Annotated in this window: 20 protein-coding genes; 11 read left to right on the top strand and 9 right to left on the bottom strand. The window is 60.2% G+C overall.

Annotation, left to right across the window (positions count from 1 at the left end; all coding sequences use genetic code 11):
* The 6 genes from BV034_RS23595 to BV034_RS23620 all read left to right on the top strand — a co-directional run.
* Positions 1 to 505 (top strand): YoaK family protein (locus BV034_RS23595; protein WP_265593381.1); only part of this gene is annotated, 505 nt, incomplete at its 5' end.
* 245 nt (positions 506 to 750) lie between these two features.
* The gene (locus BV034_RS23600) at positions 751 to 2,187 is read left to right on the top strand and encodes an ATP-binding protein (protein ID WP_050029429.1); all 1,437 of its coding nucleotides are present in this window, start codon (positions 751 to 753) and stop codon (positions 2,185 to 2,187) included.
* A 69-nt stretch (positions 2,188 to 2,256) separates the two neighbouring features.
* Entirely contained in the window at positions 2,257 to 2,928 is a 672-nt protein-coding gene (locus tag BV034_RS23605) for a response regulator transcription factor (RefSeq protein WP_050029430.1), read from the top strand.
* 125 nt (positions 2,929 to 3,053) lie between these two features.
* Complete coding sequence (locus BV034_RS23610; RefSeq protein WP_265593382.1) at positions 3,054 to 3,353, top strand: hypothetical protein; 300 nt, start codon at positions 3,054 to 3,056, stop codon at positions 3,351 to 3,353.
* A 104-nt stretch (positions 3,354 to 3,457) separates the two neighbouring features.
* Positions 3,458 to 5,005: a Do family serine endopeptidase gene (locus BV034_RS23615; RefSeq protein ID WP_265593383.1), complete on the top strand. Its 1,548-nt coding sequence runs from the start codon at positions 3,458 to 3,460 to the stop codon at positions 5,003 to 5,005.
* A 308-nt stretch (positions 5,006 to 5,313) separates the two neighbouring features.
* Positions 5,314 to 5,913 (top strand): hypothetical protein, encoded by a 600-nt coding sequence (locus BV034_RS23620; protein WP_050029433.1) that lies wholly within the window; start codon positions 5,314 to 5,316, stop codon positions 5,911 to 5,913.
* A 386-nt stretch (positions 5,914 to 6,299) separates the two neighbouring features.
* Here BV034_RS23620 and BV034_RS23625 read toward each other — a convergent pair whose 3' ends face one another.
* Positions 6,300 to 6,719: a response regulator gene (locus tag BV034_RS23625; protein WP_050029434.1), complete on the bottom strand. Its 420-nt coding sequence runs from the start codon at positions 6,717 to 6,719 to the stop codon at positions 6,300 to 6,302.
* A 234-nt stretch (positions 6,720 to 6,953) separates the two neighbouring features.
* Here BV034_RS23625 and BV034_RS23630 point away from each other — a divergent pair, with 234 nt between their 5' ends.
* Entirely contained in the window at positions 6,954 to 7,298 is a 345-nt protein-coding gene (locus BV034_RS23630) for a multidrug efflux SMR transporter (RefSeq protein WP_050029435.1), read from the top strand.
* Positions 7,299 to 7,644: 346 nt separating this feature from the next.
* On the top strand, positions 7,645 to 8,343 hold the full coding sequence (locus BV034_RS23635) for a flavodoxin family protein (protein WP_050029436.1): 699 nt from the start codon (positions 7,645 to 7,647) through the stop codon (positions 8,341 to 8,343).
* A 764-nt stretch (positions 8,344 to 9,107) separates the two neighbouring features.
* On the opposite strand, the gene BV034_RS23640 is transcribed toward BV034_RS23635, so the two are convergent.
* From BV034_RS23640 to BV034_RS23675, 8 genes are all read right to left on the bottom strand, one after another.
* Positions 9,108 to 10,379 (bottom strand): DUF4375 domain-containing protein, encoded by a 1,272-nt coding sequence (locus BV034_RS23640; protein ID WP_265593384.1) that lies wholly within the window; start codon positions 10,377 to 10,379, stop codon positions 9,108 to 9,110.
* A gap of 560 nt (positions 10,380 to 10,939) precedes the next feature.
* On the bottom strand, positions 10,940 to 12,214 hold the full coding sequence (locus BV034_RS23645; RefSeq protein ID WP_050029438.1) for a dihydroorotase: 1,275 nt from the start codon (positions 12,212 to 12,214) through the stop codon (positions 10,940 to 10,942).
* 38 nt (positions 12,215 to 12,252) lie between these two features.
* A complete protein-coding gene (locus tag BV034_RS23650; RefSeq protein WP_050029439.1) occupies positions 12,253 to 13,194 on the bottom strand; it encodes an aspartate carbamoyltransferase catalytic subunit in 942 nt (313 codons plus the stop codon).
* The gene (pyrR, locus tag BV034_RS23655) at positions 13,191 to 13,733 is read right to left on the bottom strand and encodes a bifunctional pyr operon transcriptional regulator/uracil phosphoribosyltransferase PyrR (RefSeq protein ID WP_050029440.1); all 543 of its coding nucleotides are present in this window, start codon (positions 13,731 to 13,733) and stop codon (positions 13,191 to 13,193) included. Before pyrR ends, BV034_RS23650 begins: the two co-directional genes overlap by 4 nt.
* A 166-nt stretch (positions 13,734 to 13,899) precedes the next feature.
* Positions 13,900 to 14,307: an AIR carboxylase family protein gene (locus BV034_RS23660; RefSeq protein WP_009960576.1), complete on the bottom strand. Its 408-nt coding sequence runs from the start codon at positions 14,305 to 14,307 to the stop codon at positions 13,900 to 13,902.
* 80 nt (positions 14,308 to 14,387) lie between these two features.
* A complete protein-coding gene (gene purD / locus BV034_RS23665) occupies positions 14,388 to 15,635 on the bottom strand; it encodes a phosphoribosylamine--glycine ligase (protein WP_050029441.1) in 1,248 nt (415 codons plus the stop codon).
* Complete coding sequence (locus tag BV034_RS23670) at positions 15,632 to 17,608, bottom strand: amidophosphoribosyltransferase (protein WP_050029442.1); 1,977 nt, start codon at positions 17,606 to 17,608, stop codon at positions 15,632 to 15,634. Before BV034_RS23670 ends, purD begins: the two co-directional genes overlap by 4 nt.
* A gap of 67 nt (positions 17,609 to 17,675) precedes the next feature.
* A complete protein-coding gene (locus BV034_RS23675) occupies positions 17,676 to 18,266 on the bottom strand; it encodes a hypothetical protein (protein ID WP_265593385.1) in 591 nt (196 codons plus the stop codon).
* A gap of 172 nt (positions 18,267 to 18,438) precedes the next feature.
* On the opposite strand from BV034_RS23675, the gene BV034_RS23680 reads away from it, so the two are divergent.
* The 3 genes from BV034_RS23680 to BV034_RS23690 all read left to right on the top strand — a co-directional run bounded on the left by BV034_RS23680 (position 18,439) and on the right by BV034_RS23690 (position 22,548).
* Positions 18,439 to 18,912, top strand: coding sequence for a hypothetical protein (locus BV034_RS23680; protein WP_050029444.1), 474 nt, complete (start codon positions 18,439 to 18,441; stop codon positions 18,910 to 18,912).
* 38 nt (positions 18,913 to 18,950) lie between these two features.
* The gene (locus tag BV034_RS23685; protein WP_265593386.1) at positions 18,951 to 19,592 is read left to right on the top strand and encodes a hypothetical protein; all 642 of its coding nucleotides are present in this window, start codon (positions 18,951 to 18,953) and stop codon (positions 19,590 to 19,592) included.
* A gap of 391 nt (positions 19,593 to 19,983) precedes the next feature.
* Complete coding sequence (locus BV034_RS23690) at positions 19,984 to 22,548, top strand: DUF1592 domain-containing protein (protein WP_050029446.1); 2,565 nt, start codon at positions 19,984 to 19,986, stop codon at positions 22,546 to 22,548.
* The last annotated feature ends 2 nt before the right edge of the window (positions 22,549 to 22,550 follow it).

Raw genomic sequence — 22,550 nt, forward strand, 5'->3', positions numbered from 1 at the left:
TGGGTCATTGCATCTGGCTGCGGTGGCGGGTTCATTTCTTCTGGGTGCCGTGCTGAGCGGCATGATCATACAGGACAGCACGCTAAAGCTCGGTCGGCGTTACGGGGTGGTACTGGTGCTGGAGGCCCTGATGCTGGCGGCGGCCGTGCCGCTGCTCCAGGCACATCATGATGCAGGGGCGTATCTTGCATCCTGCGCCTGTGGACTGCAGAATGCCATGGCCACCACCTACAGCGGGTCCGTGATCCGCACCACCCACCTCTCCGGCATGTTCACGGACCTGGGCATCTTTCTGGGGCACGCCGTGCGAGGGCTGCCGGTGGATGGCAGGCGGTTGCGCATCGCGCTGCTGATCATAACGGGATTCTTCTGCGGTGGCCTGGCCGGAGCACTGGCGTTCCACCGGTGGTCGTACTCGGCCCTGTACTTTCCCGCAACCGTCACCGGAACGGTGGGATTGGGGTATGGGCTTTACAAGCTTAGGAGGGGAAAGATGGGCGGGTAGAACAATAAACTTCAAAATCCAAACCTCAAAATTCAATATTCAAGGCAGTCGCCTCCGTACTTCAAGACTGGTTCATGATGAGCCAAGCAGCCCTTTGGCATTTGGCATTTGGCATTTGGCATTTGGCACTTGGCATTTGAAGTTTGAAGTTTGAAGTTTGAAGTTTGAAGTTTGAAGTTTGAAGTTTGAACTTTCCCCCACCTTCCATTTGCTTTCGATTCAGCAGGGACAACGGTTGATTCAGGATGAGCTTGCCGTCTTCCAAGACACCGGGCAAAGGAGGTTCGCTGAACATCTCCCTGCCCATGCGGCTGACTGCTCCGCTGCTGGTGTTGGTCTTTGGGGTGATGGCCACCTGGCTGAACTACACACTGACGCTGGATGCCAATCTGGCGAGGGATCTTTCGTCCGTACGGCAACGCGCCGGAGGCGTGGCAGCCCGGTTGGCGGCGATGAGCGAGCACCTGCTGGCGGGCAATCTGCAGCGGGTGGTGCAGCTGGAGCTGACCAGCATGTTCGATGTGCCGGAACTGGTCTCGGCGGGGATTGTGGACAGCCGGGGGATCATTCTGGCAGACTCTTCTGGGCGATGGGCAGGGTTTCCCGTGCAAGGGACGACACTGGCCCCGGCGGCCACCCTGATCCGGCCGGTGAACAAAGTGGTGATCGAGATCGGTGAAAATGCGGAACGCGTGTATGCCGCCAGCCCCTTCGCCCTGCCGCGTGGCGGGGTGGGCTGGGCGCTGGCAGAGCTGAACCGGCAGCAGGCCATCAATGGCGCACGCGAGGATGCCCGGACGCAGTTCTACTGGATCTCCGGGGCCATGGCACTGCTGAGCTTCATGCTGTGGGCGGTGCTGCACTACGGATACGCCAGCCGCATCGCCCGGCTGGCGGGCGGCATTCAGGAGTGGGGAGCAGGACGCCGGGACCTCCATCACATGCCCGGGGGCGGTGATGAGGTAGGCCGTCTGGCGGAAGTCTTCAACACCATGGCCGACCGCCTTCAGTCCCAGGAAGTGGACAAGCTGCGGCTCGAACGGGAGGTGCTGAACATCTCTGAGCGGGAGCGACGCCGAATCGGCCATGACCTGCATGACAGCCTGGGCCAGCGTCTCACGGCGGCTTCCATGACGGCCAATGGGATGCTGGAGCAACTGAAGGGCACAGCTCCGGCTCTGGCGGCGCATGGGGAGCTGGTGGCGCAGCAGTTGCGCGAGGCGATCGCGGAGGCCCGCTCCCTCTCCCATGGTCTGGCACCGGTGTCACTGGAGGCGGACGGCCTTATGGCTGCTTTACAAGAGTTGGCCACCAGCGTGTCCCGCAGTGGAAAGGTGCGCTGCGTGCTGGATTGCCCTCAGCCGGTATTGCTGCCCAATGTAGAGACAGCGACGCATCTCTTCCGTATGGCTCAAGAAGCGGTGAACAATGCACTCAAACATGCCTCCGCCTCGGAAATTCGCATCGGATTGGAGGTGCAGGGTGACAACGTGGTGCTGGAAGTCGATGATGATGGCGTGGGATTCGAGGACGAATCGTTGCCAGCCGAAGGCGGATCCAAGGCAAATGGTCTGGGCATGCGAGTCATGCGATACCGGGCCCAGCTCATTGAGGGACAAGTGGAGTTCGGCCCTGCCCCGGCTGGCGGCACACGCGTGCGGTGCGTGGCCCCGGTGAAATAAAGCCGTCGCCCGCTCAATTAGTAATACTTTCCTAGAACCCACTCTTCGAAAATTCCGATCCTCTCCACCATGCCTGCCGAGCCTGCCGCCATCACCAAATCCCGGGTCCTGCTGGTGGATGACCACCGCATGGTGCTGGAAGGCTACCGATTCATACTCAACGCCCAGCCAGATCTGGAGGTGTGCGCCACGGCGGTGAGTGCGGCGGAAGCACTGGGGCTGCTGGATAAGGCACAGCCCGACCTGGTGGTGACGGATCTCACTCTGGGTGGCAGAGGTGGTCTGGATCTGATCAAGGACATCATGGCTCTGAAGCCGGAGACGAAGATCCTGGTCTGCTCCATGCACGATGAAATGCTGTGGGCCAACCGCGCTCTCCAGGCCGGGGCACGCGGCTACGTGATGAAGGACGCCGACGGCCCCACCTTCCTGACAGCGGTGCGTGCCGTGCTGGTGGGCCAGCGCTACATGAGCGCCCGGCTGGCTGCGAGCGTACTGGAGTCTTTTGGTCAGACTAAGCCCCGTGGCAGCAACTCCCCCATCGAGAAGCTCAGCGACCGGGAGTTCGAGGTATTTCGCCTCTTTGGCGAGGGCAAGACGGCAAAGGAGATCGCTGCCCAACTCAATCTCAGCCCCAAGACTGTCTCGGTGCACAGGGATCACATCAAAGAAAAGCTCGGCTTCACAACCAGTGCGGAGATGATCCGTCAGGCAGTGCGGCACGTGGAGAGCCAAGGGTAGCAGCCGGTCCTTGAATAACTCGGAAGGCGAGAGAAGCCTATGATGGCTGCCGATAGGCATTCTGCCTAGCGAAGGACGGTCCCTGGGCCGATTTTGGGATCTACAGGATATGGGAACATGGCGTCGTGATCCACGCCCCTCGCCCCGATACCCAGCCTGACAAATGCAGCGCTTCCCCCGCGCCGCACTGCCGTGTTGATGACCGGTTGGGGCGTGGGGCATTGCTGACCGCAGTGGTGATCGCGTGCGGCCTCTGTTTGCTTGCCGTGACCTGGTTCACCGCGCACCGGAGCCGGTTGCAGCCGTCAGTGGAAGCCCCCACCTCCGCACCGGTCACTGCTGGTGCCACGCAGATTCTGCCAGGTGACGCGCTGCACGAAGCCGCCTATGCGCCGCTCTCTCCTGTCCCCTCCCAGAAGCCTTGACCCATTTTCCCAAACAACCCATGCAACCTGACCCAAATACACCCCAGCCTTCCCCATTCGTAACACCCGCTCCCATCAAGGAGCCAACATCCCCTGCCAAATCTATGAAAACACCCAAAACCATCCTCGGCCGCACCGCGGCCATCGTTGTCGGCGGTGGCGCCATCGTGGCCACGGCCCTCGCCTTGGAGACCAAGATCCTCCCCAACAAAGACAGCGGCACCCCGCCAGCCATCACCCTCGATGAAAAGCCCATCGACCGCGCCGCGGGCCTGCCCATGAGCTTCTCCAGCGTGATCAAGCGCGTCACCCCCTCCGTGGTGAAGATCGAAGTGGTCGGCAAGGCCCAGCCTGCGGTAGACCTCGGCGGCTCCGGCATGCAGCTTCCCTTCGGAGACCTCGGCAGCCCCGACCTTCGACAGTTCTTTGAGCGGCGTGGCAACGGCGGCAATCGCGGCGGACAAATGCGGATGCCGCGTGAACACGGTGCCGCCAGCGGCGTGATCGCCACTGCTGACGGTTACGTGCTCACCAACAACCACGTGGTGGATCGCGCAGACAAAGTGGAGGTGACCCTCCATGACGGTCGCACCTTCACCGCCAAGGTGGTGGGCACCGATCCGAAGTCGGACCTCGCCGTCGTCAAGATTGATGCCTCGAACCTTCCCGCCATTCCCTTCGCTGACAGCAGCGCGGCAGAAGTGGGCGATGTGGTGCTCGCCGCCGGGAATCCGTTTGGCCTGGGAGAATCCGTCACACTCGGCATGATCAGCGCCACGGGTCGTGCGACCATGGGCCTAGACTATGAGGACTTCATCCAGACGGATGCGGCCATCAACCCCGGCAACTCCGGTGGCGCCCTGGTGGACGCTCAAGGCCGCCTCATTGGCATCAACACGGCCATCGTGAGCCGTGGCGGTGGCAATGACGGAGTGGGCTTCGCCATTCCCGCCAACATGGTTCGCAGTGTGATGAATGATCTCATCACCGACGGCAAGGTGACCCGCGCCTATCTGGGGGTGATGATCCAGGATCTGACGCCTTCTCTGGCCAGCCAGTTCAAGGTGCCCGCTGAAACCAAAGGTGCGCTGGTGGGTGATGTGCCCGCCAAGTCCCCTGCTGCCAAAGCCGGCCTGGAAAGTGGCGACGTGATCACCCACTTCGACGGCAAGCCAGTCAAAGATGCCCGCAGCTTGAAACTGGCCGTAGCCAGCGAGAAGCCAGGCGAGAAGGCAGAACTGAAGGTCCTGCGCGAGGGCACGGAAAAGACCCTCACTGCCACGCTGGCTCCCCAACCCGGCAGTGACAAGGCCATCCCTGCCAAACACAACGGCAACCGCGACAACGAAGGCACGCTGAACGGCGTGGGTGTGGCTGACCTGAACCGGGCGCTGCGCCAGGAGAATAACATCCCCTCTGATGTGCAGGGAGCCGTCATCACCAATGTGGAACAGGACAGCCCCGCCTGGGAGGCTGGACTGCGCCCCGGGGATGTCATCCAACAGATCAACCGCAAGAGCGTGAGCAATGCGGAAGAAGCGGTGAAACTCACCGAAGATGCCCCCAACGGGGACACGCTGGTGAAGGTGTGGAGCCGCGGCGGCAGCCGATTCGTGACCGTGAACGAAACCGCTGGTTCGGTAAGTCAGTAATTCAGTAAAACGTTGATTCAGTGAATCAACTGAGTCGATCAGTCGTCAGTATGTGAACGGTATTGTATTGTAGTTAACTCTCAGCCTGTTTGCTGAGCCCCAAGGCGCCCTCCGTTTCGGCAAGAGACGGAGGGCGTTTTCCGTTCGACTCAAGAACGAGAGTAACACTTGATGGTGACACCTTGATTCGACTCGTCAGAGACTGACCACCGACAATCGAAAAAATCTTGACATCACATACATTCATCCACCATACATTTACATTTGTATCGCAAAACCACTAAAATTAACCACTTGAACCAACCCTCATGAAATTCACAATCTCCCTCAGTACGACTCGGTGGGCGAAGAGCGTTTTCAGCTTCGGCCTCCTTGTACTCTGCTCAACGGCTGCCATGGCGGCCGATTCCGACGGGGATGGGATGGACGACACTGTGGATCCCGATCCCTATTCACACGATAACTTTAGCACGTACAACGGGATACTTTGGGGGCCAGGAGACGGAGCCATCGGGGACAATGACAATGACTCCATCCTCAACTACTATGATAGCACCCCCTACCCTGACTCCGACGGAGATGGTCTCTACGATTACTCTGATGGCATCCTGTTCATCACAGATCCAGCTCCCAATGACAGCACCAACTACAGCAGTACTAACGGCATAGCTTGGTATGGCGACTTGTTTGGAGATGCAGACGGTGACCTTTCTCTAAACTTCTACGATGCCCTTCCCTATGATGCCGACAACGACGGCTTCGACGATAGCAGTGACCCCTTCCCAAACGACTACACCAACTACAGCAGCATCAACAACACAGGCTGGTACTCTGACGTGCTTGGGAATGCCGACCTCGACAGTCTGCTGAATTGGGAAGACCCGAATCCCTACGACTACGACTATTGAGTGGCTCCGAACAATCTCTCCCTCAGATGGCGGGTGAGTGAGACCTTGCCCGCCAATATGACCCACTGAGAACCTGTTTGAATAAAAACGCCGGGGGTGTTGCGAGTCATTTTGAGTCTGGACAAGGCGCGAAGAGGGCGTGAATCGAGATTCACTACCGATGAGCAACGCAGTCCATGCTCAAAATGACCGCAACCCGGAGGGGCAGTTCTCAGGCTCGGCGAAGCCGCTCTTATCTCATTCCCTTAATTGAACCTGCCACACCCGGATGTTTTTATCCAAACAGGTTCTCAGGGAGACGAATGCCAGATGTTGGCAATGTTCTGCAGACTGCGACAACACGAAGACTTGTCGTGCTGGGGGTGCCCCACCGTATTTCCAAGACCTCACGGAAACGGCCGGCCGCGCATACGCCCAAGGGCGACGAGGATGCCGCGGCAGAACTCGTCAATGTCGAAAGGTTTGGAGAAAGCAGAGAGCACGGCGTCACCCCCTTGCTCCTGAGTCGTGGCAAGATCCGTCTTGGAGCCGCTACAGAGAACGATGCCAAGCTCAGGCCGCATGCTCCGGATGTGCTCCAGGGCCTCGGCACCAGACATGCGAGGCATGGCCAGGTCTAGGATCACCAAGTCTGCGTGGTTTTCAGGACGCATGAGCCACTCCACGGCATCGAGACCGTCGATGGCCAGATTCACCTTCAGCCCCACCCGCCTCAGCAAGGCGGTCATAATGGACCGAATGCTCTGGTCGTCATCGACGACGAGAACTTCGGACTGATGGGCAGGAGATTCAATGGTAGTCAGCATGGTTAATATGGTTTTTATACACTTTACCTCGCGATTGTCCAGCGGCAAAATCGGAAAGGCCTTACGCCAAAAGGGGTACCTCCCAAGGGTCAGTCAAAATCGAGACAGCCCGCCAGCATGGTAGCTTCAGCGCTCCTGGAGTGGGGTCGGGCGACCATCCTTTCACGCCCGCAACACAGCGCGCAGACATTTGCCGAAGGCTTGCCCTGACTGGGGATCGTACCCTTCACTTTCATCATGTCCCCTTTCATTACCTACGGCACCCTCATGGCAGCCATCGTCCTTGAGGTGATTGCGACGTCCTATTTGCAAAAGACAGAACAATTTACCAAACCTCTGCCGACTGTCGTCACGGCACTTTGCTATGCGGGGGCGTTTTACTTTCTCTCCATCTCCCTCAAGACCCTGCCGGTCAGCATTGCCTATGCTATCTGGAGCGGATTGGGCATCGTGCTGATCGCAGCGGTGGGATGGATCTTCTTCAAACAGAAACTGGATGCGCCCGCCATCATCGGCCTCGCCTTCATCATTATCGGCGTGGTGATTGTGAATGGCTTTTCGAAGTCGATTGCACACTGAGCTGCCAAGGGCACTGGAATTCCTCTTCGGACTCTACCGGCAACTTGAGGATGGATTTTCCCTTCTGCGGACCAGCGGAGAACCGGGCGTCGGGAAAGACCACAAAAATTCCAGCTTCCGCGCAACCGGTCGCGGCGCACGGTCGTTATCGGGCATGACTGAGATTGCCATGCAGCACCTATGGGGAGCGAGCGGCGAGCCAGTCTGACAGCCCCCTGCATGGGGATTCATGACGAAATCAGGTGGGGCGACGTCGCATCGCCCTCCTGGATCGCGATGAAGCGGCTGTCTGCCATGAGCGCCCTCCGCAAGAAGGAAACCAACCACCAAGCCTGTGTCTGCTCCCATGAACCTGCGCGCCCCTTCGTCTTCCCCTGCTGGCATCTCTGCCAGTTCTCACACGAACGAGACCAAGAAACTCCTCATCCTCGTGGGCAGTCCACGTCGTGAGGGCAACTCCGCCACCCTGGCCTCTGCTGTGAAACTTGGAGCCGAGGAGGCTGGCGCAGAGGTTGAGCTTCGGTTTGTAGACGATCACATCTCCAGCTTTTTGCGGGACTGTCGCACGTGTCGGCGCGCTGATGGAGAGTGCGACATTCAGGATCGTTTCCGTGAACTGTTTTATGAGGCGTTTTTACCGGCGGATGGCGTGGTCTTCTGCTCTCCTGTATACTGGTACGGGCTCTCTGCACAGATGAAGGCGTTCTTTGACCGCACCTTCTGCTACTACGCAGCTTCTCATCCAGATTCGGAGAAGGCCCTCAGGGGGATGTCCGGTAAACGGATCGGCCTTGTGCTGGCGTCTGAGGAAACGTACCCCGGTGCCTCGCTCGGAATTGTGCACCAGATTCAGGAATATTCGAGATACACTCACTCAGAGTTCGTCGGAGTGGTTCGAGGAGCCGGCAACCGTCGTGGAGAAGTGGCGGCAGATCCTGGCGGGCCGTTGGAACAGGCGGAACGGCTGGGTCGGGAATTCTTCGGTAGGAAATACACGGACTACCGGCTGGACACGCCGCGAAGTGGGAAGGTGTGGGGAGTGTGAAGACTCCGTATTGATTTGACGAGAAAGGCAGCCGGGCAGCAACGTCCATGATGCTGGCTTCGTGGCTATGGTCGCTTTCGCCTGCCGGTGATAGGTTCCCCGACATTGTTTGGGGGCCAGCAGGTGTAAGGAGCGCCGAGGGTGGCGAAACGCGGTCTGGCGCTCTCTCAAAATGGCCTATGCAGGAGAAGCCAGGGGAGCGCACGCATCTGCGTGCTGTTTCCGGCAGCTTGCCGGGAACGTCAGTCAGCGGGTGGCCTCGCGAGGGGAGGTGCAACCAAACATTCGTGCGACCTGGAGGCGTTGAAGACGTTGGGGAGAAGGCGGATGCGGTCGGCTTTCCCACCTGATCATGCTCCGCGGAGGTACCCAGGGTTGACTCGTCCAACCACTGGGCTGTGCTACAAATCCCTTTTAAGGGATTGACTGCGGACTGAGCCGGAGCCTAGGCGGCCACCCCAAAACGTGCGCGGTTGGGGGGCACCAAGGAACCAGCGCAGTGCGGAATGCTCAGTTGAAGCACTTCCTCGAAGAGGATGGGCGACAAGCCCAACGTTGGAGAGCTTCCAGCGAACCTACGTTGGGTATACAGCATTCAAAGTCTACTCCGAAGGAGTTGTGGCGGTCTGACAGCCTTTCATATCCAAGGTTCCTTGGCAGGCACTTGATGTCCCATAGACGACGTCTCGCCTGTAGAATGCAACCGCGTGCCCAGGGGTGAGGTCGTCTTGACGTTTGTGTTTAGGCGACATCACCGGACCTCTTTACGAATCCGCATCCCCATCGATTTCAATTTCCCGGCGGGGAACTTTGTCGAAGTGGTCAGGATGATCGAGAACGAACTTGAGCAAAAGCCGGTTCGTGTCCTCGAACTCCTCAAACTTGCTTTCCATCTCCTCACGGGCCTGGATCCATGCCTCGCCACGATTTTCGACATACTGGCTGCGGGCGAGATGATCTCTTGGCGGCCCATCTGGGCCAAAGAGCTCACAAAAAGCCTCCAAACGACGGGCATTGTAGGTGGAACCGACCTCTCGCAGCGCACTGACAATCTCGGGAAGATGATTGCCCACTTCTTCATCCTCAAAGGTGCCGAGACCTCCGCAGTAGATGGCGTAGTTGTAGCGATCCACGAGCCAGGCAGCGCGTTCGTATTTGTTGAGCGAAGCCCCTTCATCTTTGGCAGCCTTGTCTGAGAGCTGAAATCTGGGATGCGGCAGTTCCCGCATCTGCAATAGAACTTCTGAGGCATTGGCACTTACCTCCCCCGGGGAGAGAACAATCTTGTACAAGCCAGCGTCTGCCGCCGCCTCATCATGGAAAGAAAGGGCCTTGAGAACTTCAATCGCCACCCGTCCCTCACTATAGGACAGGTCAGCCTTGTCCCAGCGAGGCAGCCATGAATCAATCATACTCCGAGGGATGATCACTCCGGTGGCACTGAACGCATTGAGGATATCGTCAAAATAGTCGTAGTCCGGATTCAAGTACTCGGGTGCCTTCAGGACGCGCTCACCCCAGGCCGGATCGAGTTTGAGCAGAAGAGCGGGAACGTCGTCCGCATAGACGGAGGACCAGTCGTCGTGGCCATCCAAAGCTGGGAGCAGAATCTGGAACACCTGCACCTTGAAGTGATCGGTCGCGCGCCCGGATCGAACGGCTTCTAGAGTACCGGGTATCAGAGCCCGTTGCCCGAGGTGAGGCACAGCCTGCAGCCACCTGCGAATAGCAGGCAGTGCATCATCCTGGCCAGTGGCGACGATTGCTTTCCTGATCTTGTCCCCAGAAAGAAAGACGTCTCCGTATTTTCGCTCCAGGGTTAGCAACGCAGACAACTGCTGTTCCGGAGGAAGGGCCAGGCAGGTCTTCAGGCTTTGATCCGCCTTCGCTACGCGGAGTTGCAGCCTGGTATTGGAACTAAACCACTCTCGCAATCTCACCGTTCTCCCGTGAAGGGTCCCGATGGGAAGCCACTGCCACGCCGCGTAGCCAGCAGAGATCAGCACGATGGGGATGAGGAGATAGATGAACTTCATGAAGGCACGGCTTGGTGGCGGGACACGGTGACCAATCATCGGTATTTTTCCATGGAAGGTCAACATTTCAGCCAGGGAGTTGCTGAATCTCCAAGGAACTGGAGGCTGTCCTCACAGCAAAGGGCAAGCGACGTTGCGGCTCATTCCCAGAGGGCTGCCCATCGGGGATCCATATACTTGGACAGATGGCCCGTCCTCAGGCACGCCAGTGTCTTGGAGTGCTGGCGGCTTGGCGCCGCTTTCGCCAGCCGGTGAAAATTTCCTCAGTCTTGTTGAGTGGCGTCAGCGAACGTGCGTGGCAGGCGGGCTGCCTTTCCTATGGGAGACTTGGGCAGTCAGACGCCAGAGGGAGGAGGGTCGCGCAATATCCTTCGCTCCCGCCGTCGGTTGGGGACAACCGGACTGCTCCCGCAGCGACATCAAGGAACGCTCATGGCAGGCGAAGCGCCCGCCCTACAGGTCCACCGGCTGGGACAGCCGGACTACGCCAGATCGAAGCACGGATGCCTCAAGTCTGATGTCTTGTGTCTTCCAGTCTGGTGTCTCCGGCGAAGCCGGTCCTACCGATTCAGCAGAACCTCGTCCTTCAACACCACCACATCCACACTGCCCTTCAGGGTCTGGTTCAAGAACGGCGTGTTGCTGCTCTTGGACTTCATGAACTCCTTGGTGAAGGTGGTGCTGCCGTTGGGGTCGAACACGATGAACTCTGCAACGCCGCCTTCCACGACGGGGACGGGAGGAAGCTTGATGATGCGGCGGGGTTCGGCGGAATAACGTTTCACGATCACATCCCAGCCAAAGACGCCCTTGCTCATGAAGCGGTCATAAAGACAGGGCAGCGCGGTTTCCAGCCCGGTGATGCCGAAGGGCGCGCTCTGGAAGTCGTTCTTCTTCTCGAACTCCGTGTGCGGAGCGTGGTCCGTGGCGATGACGTCGAAGACACCGTCAATGAGTCCCTGCAGAAGAAGCGCATTGTCCTCCGGCGTGCGGAGGGGCGGGTTCATCTTGTACGAGGTGTCATAGTCCCGGATGTCCTCGTGGTTGAAGATGAGGTGGTGCGGGGCGATTTCGCAGGTGACCTTCACGCCTTCTTCCTTGAACCGGCGGATGGTGTTCATGCCACGCGCGGTGGTGACGTGCTGAATGTGCACGTGCGCCCCGGTGTACTGGGCGATGCGGATGTCGCGGTCCAGGCAGATCTCCTCACTGATGGCGGGAATGCCTTCCAGACCGAGGCTGTAGGAGACTTTGCCCTCGTGCATGGAACCCTTGCCGCTGAGCTCCATGGTCTCGCAGTGGCTGGCCAGGATGAGGTCAAAATTCTTTGCGTACTCCATGGCGCGGCGCAGCACCACGGGATTACTGACCGGGTAGCCATCGTCGGTAATCATCACGACCCCGGCGGCCTTCATGGCCCCGATGGCGGCGAGCTCCTTGCCCTCACGTCCCTTGGTGATGGCCCCAGTGGTGTAGAGGGGAATGCGACACTTGCGCGCCGACTCCAGCACGGTCTTCACCACGCCAGCCGTATCAATGGCCGGTGCCGTGTTGGGCATCATGACAAAGCCCACCACACCGCCGTTGATGGCGGCCTCACTGCAGGTGAAGATGTTCTCCTTCTGCTCCTGCCCGGGCTCGCGGGCATGCACATGCACGTCAAAGAGGGCGGGCAGGATGACCTTGCCAGTGCAGTCCACCACCTCGGTCCCCTCCCCGGCAGTGATGCCAGGGGCAACTTGCACGATCTTGCCGTCCTCCACGAGGACATCGGCACGGGTGAGCTTGGGGGAATCTTCGGTGGCGATCTCGCCGCCTTTAAACAGACGCTTCATGTGGGAGGAACGGATAGAGGAAACAGGAACAGGATGGATCAGGGCTTGTCTTCGACCGTGCTGCCGGGCTTCAGCCAGTACAGCACGCTCATGCGCACGGCGATGCCGTTCTCAACCTGCTGGTCGATGAGGCTGCGCTCGTACTCCATGACGGAGTCAGTGAGCTCCACACCACGATTCACGGGACCGGGGTGCATGACCCAGATGCCGTTGTCACGGGCCCACTTGAGGCGCTCATCGGTGAGACCGAAGAGACGGTGGTACTCCCCGATGCTGGGGAAGAAAGGCACATTCTGCCGCTCCGTCTGCACGCGCAGGAGGTAAATGACATCGGGCTTCCAGGCGTAGAGTTCTTTCCAATCCTGGAAGACGGCGATCTCCTGCGGCAGTTCCCGCGGGATCAGGGAGCCAGGGGCGAGCATGGCGGTCTGCATGCCCATGCGGCGACAGAGCAGGTTCGTGGAGCGGGCCACACGGGAGTGCTGGATGTCGCCGATGAAGGCGACACGAGCGCCCCGGACATCGCCGCCAAAGACCTCACGCAGGGTGAACACATCTAGCAGGCCTTGGGTAGGGTGCGCATGGAAACCATCGCCCGCGTTGATGACGGACGCATTCGTGTGCTTCGCGATCAGATTCGGAATACCCGACATGCTATGACGCACCACCACATAGTCCGTGCGCATGGCCTCCAGGGTGGCCACGGTGTCCAGCACGCTCTCCCCCTTCACCACAGAGGAAGTGCTCACGGAGAAGTTCGTGACGTCGGCCGAGAGGCGGCTGGCGGCGATCTCAAACGAGGAACGCGTGCGGGTGGAGGGCTCGTAAAAGAGCGTGAGCACGGTGCGCCCCTTCAGGGTGGGCACTTTCTTCACCGACCTCTTGAAGAGGTTCTTGAAAGGGACCGCGTTGGAGAGGATGAACTCGAGCTCCTCATCCGTCAGGCTCTGGATGTCCAGCAGGTCTTTACGGGGGGTCATCGGCGGGCTCCTCCTTGTTGCACATACACGGCGTCCTCGCCGTCCACTTCCACAAATCTCACGGCAATGCGTTCTTCAGGTTTGATGGTCACACGTTCTCCTACGTAGTCGGCAGCGATGGGCAGCTCCCTGCCCTCGCGGTCCACCAGCACGGCCAGCTCCACCTTGCGGGGGCGGCCGTACTCGAGCAGCTCATCCAGCGCGGCACGGGCCGTGCGCCCGGTGTGCAGCACCTCATCGCAGAGGATGACGTGGCGCCCGTCGAGATCGAAGGCGAGCTCCGAGCCAATGAGCTTCGGGATGAGCTCCAGGGCTTTCAGGTCATCCCGGTATAAGGAAATATCCACCCGGCCGATGTTCAGGTCGGGGAAATGGGGCTTCAGCAGCGTGTAGAGCCGCTCAGCCAGGGGCACTCCACGGCGGTAAATGCCCACGAGGGCGAGGTCCTTGCCCGGGGAACGCTCTTGAATGGCCTGGGCAATGCGCTCAATGCGCTGCGTGACGTCTTGTTTGGAGAGGATCGGCGCGAGGTCCGGCATGGGTGAGGTGGTGCCGCAGTGTGGCAAAGAATTCACCCGCAGGCAAGCGATCCCTCCCCCAATCCGCGGATGGAATCGGGGGCTCGTGCAGACACCGGGGCAAAAAAGACCCCGCTCCCGCCCGGAGGCGAAAGTGGGGTCAAAAATACAGGCTCCAACCTGGGGCTTAGGCGCCCAGCTTGAGAATGCGGTGGGCGAACATGCAGGCGTTCAGACCGGCCTTGCTGTGCAGGCCCACGGTGCCGAGCGGCACCTGTCCTGGCACCTGGCAGATGGCCAGAAGAGCGTCGATGCCATTGAGCGGGCCGCCAGGAACCGGCACGCCGATCACCGGATACTCCGTGGCCACAGCCACCACGCCAGGAAGGGCGGCGGAAAGGCCAGCCACAGCGAGGATGACGATCTTCTCGCCGCTCTTGTTCAGCTCCTCAAGGTAGGCCAGCAACTCAGGAAGATTGCGGTGGGCGGAGAGGACTTTTTCCTCATAGGCAACGGCCTCCTTGTCGAGGTAGTCGCGGCCGGGCTGCATGAACGCCATGTCGTTGGCGCTTCCGTAGATGATGATGGCTTTCATGGGTGGGGAGTAGGTGGTGGTGTCTTGGGTTGTGGCTGAGGGGAAAACGAAAAGATTCGCGCAGGAGCGGTCGGTTGGTTTTACTCAAAGTGCATCTGGCCGATGTCGGATCGGCGCTGCTGGCCGTCAAAGGTGATGCCGCTGGCACTCTGGTAGGCCCTCTCCCGGGCCTCCTGACGGGTGTCGCCTTGGGCTACCACGGCCAGCACGCGACCACCATGGGTCTCGAAGCCAGCATCGCCGCGGCGGGTGCCGCAATGAAATACCCGGGAACCATTGACGCTCTCCAGGCCGCTGATGACATCACCGTTGCGGGAGGAGGCAGGGTACCCGGCGCTGGCCAGGATGACGCAGATGCTCCAGCCTTCATTGAAGCTCACCAGTTCCGGCTTGAGTTCGCCTTTCGCGGCGCTGAAGAGGTATCCGGCAAAGTCGCCCCGCACCATGGGCAGCACGGCCTCAGCCTCGGGATCGCCGAAGCGGCAGTTGTACTCCAGCATCTGCGGCCCGTTGGGGGTGAGCATGATGCCAAAGTAGAGGAAACCACGGTAGTTCAGACCGTCCTTCAGCAGGCCGGCCACGGTGGGCTTCACCATCTTTTCCTCGATCTCGGCGAGGAGTTCTGCGGAAATAATCTGGCGGGAGGCCACGGCCCCCATGCCTCCGGTATTGGGACCGGCATCGCCATCGCCGATGCGCTTGTAGTCGCGCGCCGGCATGAGGATGTGGTATTGATCGCCGCAAACGGAGACGAAGATGGAGATCTCCGGACCGGTCAGGCACTCCTCCACAATGAGGTCACCCTCGCCGAAGGAACGCTTCGTGAAAACCTCGTCGAGGAACTCCGTGGCGGCGGCTTCATCAGGGCACACGGCGACGCCTTTGCCCGCAGCAAGACCGTCGAACTTAAGCACCACAGGGTACTTCGTGATGGCGCGCTGGGCCTCGTGCTTGGTGTGCACCACGCTGAAGGCGGCGGTGGGGATGTTGTGGCGCTGAAGAAAGTTCTTTGCGAAAGCCTTGCTGGCCTCCAGCTGGGCGGCCTCCTTGATGGGCCCCCAGCAGGGAATGCCGACTTCTGCGCAAAGATTGGCCAAACCGCGGTCTTTTACCAGGTAGGCTTCCTCACCGGCGACGCAGAGATCCACCTGCTCCCGCTGCATGAAGGCGATGAGATCCAGCAGATCTTTGGCATCCACACGAGTGGCGAGGTCCGCAATGGCGTCACTGCCTGGGTAGGCGTACAGGGTTGCGTCCGGGGCGCTTTCGCGGAGCGCGGTGATGATGGCGTGCTCGCGTCCTCCTTTTCCAGTGACGAGTATCTTCATGGCTCAAACAACATGTCGTAGGCACGGCCCGTCTTCCCGCGGTAGTAGCGGATGAAGGCCTCATTGGCGACCACATGACCGCCAGGGGTGGGATAGTCGCCGCTGAAGTACCAGTCGCCGCAATGCGGCTCCAGGGCGCGACGCATGTCAGGGATGGTCTGGTAGATCACGTCCACCTCGCCCTTCCAAGTGGTGGTCTGGGGACGCACCAACTCGGCGACCTTGGCGGAGATTTCCTCCGCCGCGAAGGGCGCGTAAATGTCTTGCACCACGTTGCGCTGCTGCACAGCGGGTTTCTTGAGTTCGGCCAGGCAGTTCTCGTAGGTCTGGTCGATGAGGTCCCGGCGGTTGCGATCCTTGAGCAGGGCAATAGCGGCCTGGAACGCGATGAACTTGCCCAGTTCGCTCATGTCAATGCCGTAGCAGTCCGGGTAGCGGATCTGCGGAGCAGTGGAAACGACGATGATGCGTTTGGGATTTGTCCGGGCCAGGATACGCAGGATGCTCTGCTTGAGCGTGGTTCCGCGCACGATGGAATCATCCAACACGACAAGGTTGTCCGTGGGCTTTACAACCTCGTAAGTGATGTCGTACACGCTGGAGACGAGTGCATCACGCCCCTCTTCCTGGGAGATGAAGGTGCGGCTCTTGATGTCCTTGTGCGCGATCTTCTCACTCCGCGGCCAGTTGCGCAGGATGAGGTCGTCCACCTTGGACTCGTCCAGTTTCCCGGAGGCGAGCATGTCCATCAGGGCCTTCTTCACCTCGAACCGGCGGGACTTGCGCAGACCGTCCATGAAGCCGTAAAAAGCGGTCTCAGCCGTGTTCGGCACAAAGCTGACCACGGTGTTTTCCAGGTCATTGCCGACTGCGTCCAGCAACTGCGGGACGAGGGCTTCCCCCAGCGCCTTCCGCTGGGTGTAGATGGTGGCACCGTTGCCACGGGAGAAATAGATGCGCTCAAAGGCACATGGCGTCGGCGGGCGGACCTGGGTGAAAGGTTCCACGCTGAATCGACCGTCGCTCTTTACCACGGCCACGTGAGCCGCTGGCATGATCTGGGTGTCCTCTTCCCGCACCTCAAACACAGTGCGCAGCGCGGCGCGCTCACTGGCGAAGGCGATGAACTCATCCGTCTGCAGGTAGAAGCAAGGGCGGATGGCATTCGGATCACGCATCACGAACATGTCGCCGTTGCCGATGACCCCGGCGATGGCGTAGCCACCGTCCCAGATGGCGGCGGAATCGCGGATAATCTGGGTGACATCCATGCGCTTGCTGATCTCGGATGGAATGGCCAGGCCATCCATGCCGTCGTCGCGCAGCTCATGGTAGAGGCGGTTGTGGGCCTCATCCAGATGGAAGCCAATCTCCTCCAGCACGGTCTGGGTATCAGTGTCCACCACCGGGTGCTGCCCACGGCGACGCATCACGTCGTTCAGCTCGCGGGTGTTGGTCATGTTGAAGTTCCCCATGACCATGAGGCTGCGCGTGGGCCAGTTGCTCCGGCGCAGGTAGGGGTGGCACGAGGCCTTGCCGAAGCCGCCGCTGGTGCCGTAACGCAGGTGGCCCATGAGGACCTCCCCGCCGAACTCGAACTGCTCTTTGATCGCGTCAGGGTCGTGCTCGAACTTCACGTACTCCTTGTTCCGCTCCAGAGCGATCTGCTTGCGATCCTTGTTGGCCTTGCGGGCGACGTCTTTGAAGTCATCCATGACCTCCCCAAAAACCTCCTCGAGCGAGTCATTCTTGCTGGAGCGTACGCGGAACATGTATGGGAGCCCGGGAGGCATGTTCAGCTTGCAACAACCCACGCCCATGCCGTCCTGGCCGCGGTTGCGCTGCTTGATCATCAACGCGTGGAGGCGGTCCAGCCCCCAGAGCGCGTTGCCATATTTATGTTCGTAGTAGCCCAGAGGCTTCAGCAGCCTTACCGCGGCGATGCCGCACTCATGCCTAATGGGGTCGCTCATGCCTGGAATTTCGGGGAAAGAACCTATGCCTGCATTCCAGCAGTTGGCAAGGCGGGAAACATTTTCTTCAGTTTTTGGCGGTGAAACGTGGGACACGCCGGGAGGGCTCCGACTGCCGCCCCGGTGCTGCGACCACCGTGGCGCTGGATCCCACGGCGGCGTCGTGAACAGTAACGCCTGGAGGGACGGGATTGGACTTTGCGAAATCGGTGCGGGTCGGGCCACGCACGATGATGTCGCTGGTCAGGTGGCCCCAGCGGATCTCCAGCTCCGTGTAGGGGGCGGTCGCGATCTGGGTCATCTTTTCCCGCTCCAGCATGGCATGGCCGTGGAGCATCACCCACTGGTCGCGCCGGTCAAAGGCTGCCCGCTCGGCATAGCCGTGCTCCACCAGCCAGCCGTAGCGCCCCGCCGGTCCCACTTCCAGATAGACCCGACCGACCGCCTCCCCCGCCCGGCGACGTTTGTCGTGGTAGTCGATACGGTCGGCATGGAGCGTGACGTCCGTGTCCAGCATGACACTGGGGCGATTGCCCTTCAGTCGCAGGGACTGGAGGTTAGTCATGGACTTGGCGTCAGGATTCCAGACGAGGTCAGGGGTGCTGCATGAGTTGAGCCCCGTGAGGAGCAGGGCGATAAAGAGAAAACTGAAGCGCATGAGAATAACAGGAACGGAGGCCAGAGAAGGAGTCTTCCCCGGTAGTTCGGCTGTCCTCTCCATCCTGAAAGCCGAATCGCCCCCCTGATTGTGGGCAAGGTAGAAGAAAAAACGCCCAAGGAGGATCGCTTCAGCTTCGTCTTCCTCTGTAACCTTCACCTCCCAACAGACCATGTTCCGGTTGATCCTGCTTTCCCTCACCCTTCTCGCCGGAACGCTCCCCTCCTTTGCAGGCGGTGGCGGTGCAAGCATCGTTGCAGAGCTGAACGGCTGGACCCTCACCCTCAATGGCAGCGATGGATCCAGTGCTTACATCTCAAAACCAGAGGGCGACAAGGAGCTAATCGCCCGCATCGCGTTTCGCCAATTCGCGGATTACCTCCTGGTGGCAGAGAGACTGCCCCGCACCACCAAGAACCAGAAATCACCTTTCAAGATTGTGGAGGAAGATCACCCATCACGTGGCATCTACCTCGCTCCAGAGTGCGCGCGCCCCCTTTTCGAGTTGATGCTGCTCAATCATCGCACCGCCCTTTCGAGCGCCGACGCGGCTCGTGTGGAAGCAGAACTCAACAAGAACCCACCTATTGATCGAACGCTGCTTCCCAACGCGAACTTCGTTTTCAAAGTGGCGCCCATTCCCTGAACTAGCAACTCAACGCCTTTCTTCACCAAACTCAGAAGATGGCTCATTCCTCCTGTTTCCCCTTCCCGGCGATGCTCCATCGACTCATCCTCACCACCGCCCTCGTTGGCATTCTCTCCCTGCCTTTGAACGCAGATTCCGGCGGTCCCTACGTAGCTGTCCCGGATGCCACTGCGACCGAGCGGGGCCCGGTTTTCCAGATCCCCCACTCTGAAAGACCGCTTCGCCACTACCTCACCCACATGCCGAAACTGGAGTGGAACCCGCGCCTCAATGAGCCAGACACCTTCACCTGGGTTCTCATCTCCGGATGTCATGCCTCGGTGAATTCGCTTGGCCAAGTTGGCGGTCACGAAATCCTCTGCATCCGGTACATTTCCGATCTGCGCCTTGATCAAGGGCTCGACCATGCAGAAACCATCCTGATCCTCGCTCGCGGGGAGCAATCGGACTCTTCACCAGTTTCCTGTGTACCCATCTTCCTCTCCAGTGGAGGACCGGACGTTTACAATCTGACTGCCCAGGCATCGCCACGTGAAGGCGAAGGGGACCGCGGCGCCATCAAGATTACAGGCTACATCTCCGGCACCGGCGGGTTCCGGAATGAGACCCACCTCCGCTTTCAGGATGGCAAATTCATCCGTTTCACGCCAGCCACGGTATCCAAACGGTCGAAGTAACGTCGACGGACCCGCCACTTGCATCTAGCGAGGCGGTTTACCTAGGTGATCTTCACCTGAGTTGACTCGATGAAATAACCGCGGCCGCCCGAAGCTTTCTTGCCTGCGCTGCGCCTTCAGCATCCCTGAGCCGTCCCGCATGCGGGACGGTACTCCAACCCTCTCCGATCCCGCCCTCCATCACTCCATCACTCCATCACTCCATCACCTAACTCCCGCAGGCTGAAGCCTGTACTCCGTACAATTTCAGCGCCAACCCGCCCTGCGCCCAGCCACTGCCTACTAGCCTCCATGTGGATTTCAGGTAGGTCATTGTGTGTTATCTGCTGCCTCCGTAAGACAAAAACGAGCACCACCCCCCGTATTCCTGTGAGCCGCCACTCGTCTGCTCATGCTTTTCCCACCCGCCAGCAAAGTCCCTTTTCAGAATCCGCTCCCTGGCAGCCTGATTGCCTTCGTTGCCTTGCTGCCCGCCCTGCCCTGCCACGCCTCGGCGGCTGACCAAGTCACATCCCGGATCAACCAGTCCTGTCTCGAATGCCATGATAAGGACGTGCAAAAAGGCGGGCTTGACCTGACCGGCCTGCCGTTTGATCTCGGCGACCGTTCCCTGCGCGACCGCTGGGTGCGCATTCATGACCGCGTGGAAAAGGGAGAGATGCCTCCCGATGCAGAAGATCTCCCGGCGGCGGATCGCGCGGCCCTCGTGGGCACACTGGGTGACGAACTCAACAAGGTTGACCTCGCCGATGTAAAGTCTCACGGCCGGGGGCCCGTGCGACGGTTAAACCGGGACGAGTACGAGCAGAACCTGCGCGATGTCCTGCATCTGCCAGACCTGGATGTTCGCGACATCCTGCCTGAGGACCGCGAAGGCCATCACTTCAACAAGACCACCGCCATGCTCGACATGTCGCGGGTGCAGCTCGCCGCTTATCTGGATGCTGCCGAGGTCGCCTTGCGTTCCGCCTTGACGACGGAACCGGCACCACCTCCCGTGGCCAAATGGAGGGTGATGGGCACAGGTTTATTTCCGGAAACCAGCACCTTTGGCAATCGCGAGTCCATGTTCTTCGCCCGCGATGGCAAGTTCATCGACTGGGGCGCGATCAAGGGCAAAGACAAAGAAAGGGACGCCATCAAGAAAGGTGCCACGGATGAGAGCATCGAGATGGCGCTCTTTCGCTCCGCAAGCTGGCCCTACATCGGCTATCCCAAAGGCATTCTTGCCAAACACTCCGGCCACTACCGGGTGCGAATCTCTGCGCGAGCTGTGCTCCAGCAGCCCGGCTACGTGATCATCCCTGCCAAGGCCTCCGTCCCGCTGACCTTCCGCACCCGTAAGCCTGCAGGTGCCGATATCATCAATGAAGTGCGCGCGGAGGGTGGCATCATCGACGTCCAACCCGAACAACAGGTCTATGAAACCACTGTCCGCTTGCGGGAGGGGGAGTCCTTTGAGTACAGCCTGCTGGGACTGCCCATGCCTCTGGCGAGGAATCCCAATGGATCGGCCCCCTCCTATCGATATCCCCCGTTCCCAGAGGGAGGACAACCCGGCATCGCCGTGCAGTGGCTTGAGGTTGAAGGCCCCCTCGCCCCGCCCACCTGGCCTCCCGCCTCGCACCACGTCCTGTTTGATGACTACGGCATTGAGGTGAAGCCTGCCAACGCTCCCGAGGAGGCAAAGCGACTGCTGCGCCGCTTTGCCTCCCTTGCCGCACGGGAACCCGTGTCGGAGGAGGATCTCGCCCGGTTTGATGCCCTCATCCAGCAGCGTCTGGACAAAGGTGCCCCCTTTGTCGAGGCCGTGCTCGCAGGCTACAAGGCTTTCCTCGCCTCCGGCGATTTCATCTTCCTGCGCGAGCCGAAGTCGACAGCCGATACTTTCGCGATCGCCTCGCGCCTGTCTCATTTTTTCACGAACTCGCGGCCTGACGCCCGCCTGCTTGAACTCGCTGCGAAAGGCCAGCTGCAAGATTCGAAAGTGCTTCGTGAAGAATCCCAACGCCTCATCAACGAACCCGGCTTTGACCGCTTCGTGAAGAGCTTCACCGACTACTGGCTCAGCCTCCGGCACATCCGCCGTGATGACCCCGACATTCGGTTGTTTCCTGAGTATCGCTTTGACGAATACCTCGTGGAGAGCATGGAGCGGGAGACCCGTACCTTCTTCACCGCCATGGTGCGAGAGAACCTTCCTGCCAGCGCACTGGTGAAGTCTGACTTCATCTTCGCCAATGATCGCCTTGCCCGCCACTACCAACTCCCTCCATTGACCGGTTCCGCCATGCGGAAGGTGGCCGTGCCCGCCGGCAGCCCCTTTGGCGGCCTGCTGACCCAGGCTGCAGTGCTGAAAGTCAGCTCCAATGGCACCACCACCTCCCCCGTCGTTCGCGGCGCGTGGGTCACAGAGCGTCTCATCGGCAAACCCATCCCACCGCCACCGCCGAGCGTCGCAGCGGTCGAACCGGACATCCGCGGGGCCAAGACCATCCGCGATCTCCTCGCTCTTCATACGAAATCCAAGTCCTGCGCCGCCTGCCACGCCCGGTTTGATCCGGTGGGTTTCGCCCTGGAGAATTTTGACATCCTGGGCGGCTGGCGCGCCCGTTATCGCGGCCTGGAAGAGGGCGAGCGCATCAGCGGCATTGATCGCGCTGGTCATGACTTCAGCTACACCCTGGCAGGCCCTGTCGATGCCAGCGCCAAACTCCTGAACGGCCCTTCCTTCAAGGACGTGAACGAACTGAAGGCGATCCTTGCCTCTGATCCCCGCCAACTGGGTCGGAACATGCTCCATCAGTTCACCCTCTACGCCACCGGCACGCCCGTCCGCTACTCCGACCGCCCCGAGATCGAGTCCCTGCTCGATGCCTGCGCCGCCGATGGCTACCGCGTACAGGACCTCATGCTCGCCCTGGTGCAGAGCCGCATCTTCCGCGGCAACCTTTGATT

The organism is Verrucomicrobium sp. BvORR034 (genome assembly GCF_000739635.1).
In the GTDB taxonomy this organism is placed as follows: Bacteria; Verrucomicrobiota; Verrucomicrobiia; order Verrucomicrobiales; family Verrucomicrobiaceae; genus Verrucomicrobium.